2 protein-coding genes and 1 pseudogene (1 of these 3 running past the window's edge) are annotated in these 1,746 nt (G+C 64.0%); 1 reads left to right on the forward strand and 2 read right to left on the reverse strand.

Going from position 1 to position 1,746, the window contains the following annotated elements:
• Nucleotides 1-21, reverse strand: a pseudogene (locus tag IEY69_RS21385) (transposase) (it extends 987 nt beyond the left edge of the window).
• 488 nt (nt 22-509) lie between these two features.
• Between IEY69_RS21385 and IEY69_RS21390 the strand changes: the two are divergent.
• Nucleotides 510-1,220, forward strand: coding sequence for a metallophosphoesterase (locus IEY69_RS21390; RefSeq protein WP_189075094.1), 711 nt, complete (start codon nt 510-512; stop codon nt 1,218-1,220).
• Between the two features lie 49 nt (nt 1,221-1,269).
• Here IEY69_RS21390 and IEY69_RS21395 read toward each other — a convergent pair.
• On the reverse strand, nt 1,270-1,746 hold a 477-nt coding region (locus IEY69_RS21395), incomplete at its 5' end, for an integrase core domain-containing protein (RefSeq protein ID WP_189075095.1).

The raw sequence follows: 1,746 nt of genomic DNA on the forward strand, positions 1-1,746 counted from the left end.
CTTCAGCTTCTCAAGTCGCAACACCCTTGAACCTACCTGCTCCGACCTCTACTGCGCAACAGGTCTTGAGAATACGGACTGAACTCCTGGAAGGTGTTAGTGGCTGAGTAAAGTTCCGTCTGACTCGACCGTGATGCTGATGTTGTCAGCATCTTTGTGTCTCGCCAACCGAACAGCGTCGTACCCGCCACCTCAGACGGACAGCGCGGCTGCGGCTCCTGGGGTAGCAAGTGCGTCTCCTTGACGAGTCCCTGACACACGGTTCAGTGAAGGAAGGATCACGCGACGCACGTTGAGGCAGGACGTCCGGCGAACACTGATGGGTCCAAGTTAAGCCACGCAGGAGTACGATCGGTCCTCAGTCACACGTTTTTCAGCACTGTACCCTCTTGGAACGTCTACCTCGCTCTGGCCGAACTGACCGGCGTGACGGTCGAGAGTGCCGTCGATTTCGGCCTCCTCTTCAACGTCAGTCGCGAGACGGGCGGCCGCGCCCTCCGGAGTACTCCATGACCCACCCTGACCCTGCCCGCACTGACGCCAGTGCGCCCGCCCCGCTGACCGCCCCGATCGCCATTGGCGACGTGCACGGCTGCCTCGCGGAACTCAATGAACTGCTCGCACAGATCTCCCCAGACCGCCACCTCGTGTTCCTCGGGGACTACGTGGACCGGGGCCCCGACAACCGCGGCGTCCTGGCCCGCGTCCGGGCTCTCGTCGAAGCGCGTCGCGCCACGGCTCTGCTCGGCAACCACGACCAGCTGATGATCGACAGCCTCCTGAACGGCGACGAGGGCGCCCGCGAGATCTGGCTGCGCAACGGCGGTCAGGCCACCCTCGACAACTACGTCAGTGAGGCCGAGGCGGCCCAGGACGCCCTGTGGATGCAGGAGAACCTGCGCCCACACGTCACCATCGGCCCGGTCCTGTTCAGTCACGCCATGCGGCCCGACCCGACCGGCCAGGACGTCCACGCGCACCTCTGGGGCCGCCCCAACACCGCCGACACGCCCCTCTACCCCCTCCCCGAAGGCGTGACATTCAGCGTGCACGGGCACACCCCCATGATGTACGGCCCCGTCAGCCTGCCCCTCACGGACGAAACGGTGGCCGTGTTCATCGACACCGGCTGCGTGTTCGGCCGGACCCTCACCGCGATCGACACCGCCACCTGGCAGGCTTTGAGCGTCCCCGCCCGGCCCCCCATGCCTACCCCCTGAAATGACGTTCACCCTGTGATCGGTCCAGCCCGAATGAGCCCAGCGTACTTCAGCCCGCCAGTTGGCGGGCGAACTCATGTGGCGTGAGGTTCCCAAGAGAGCTGTGGGGCCGGACGACGTTATAGTCCCGCCGCCAGATGGCGAGGCTGAGCCTCGCCTGCGGCACGCTCAAGAACCAGTGGACGTTCAGGAATTCGTCCCGCATGCGTCCGTTGAAGCTCTCGATATATGCGTTCTGGACAGGCTTCCCAGGATCGATGAACTGATGGGTGATGCCCTGGATGTATGCCCACTGATCCAATGCCCGGCCCGTGAACTCCGGCCCGTTGTCGGTCAGCAGCACCTGTGGCTTGCCTCGTTCCTGGATCGCGTCTGCCAGCAGACGCGCCACCGTGGCCCCTGGTATTGATGTTGACGCGTAGCTGAGCACGCATTCCCTCGTGCCGTCGTCCACAACGTTCAGGATTCGGAACCGTTGCCCGTTGGCCAACTGATCACTGACGAAGTCCAGGCTCCATCGCTCATT

The organism is Deinococcus sedimenti (genome assembly GCF_014648135.1).
In the GTDB taxonomy this organism is placed as follows: domain Bacteria; phylum Deinococcota; class Deinococci; order Deinococcales; family Deinococcaceae; genus Deinococcus; species Deinococcus sedimenti.

Bases quoted from the DNA above. Each gene is read 5' to 3' on its own strand.
- IEY69_RS21390 (WP_189075094.1), top strand. From the start codon at position 510: ATGACCCACCCTGACCCTGCCCGCACTGACGCCAGTGCGCCCGCCCCG.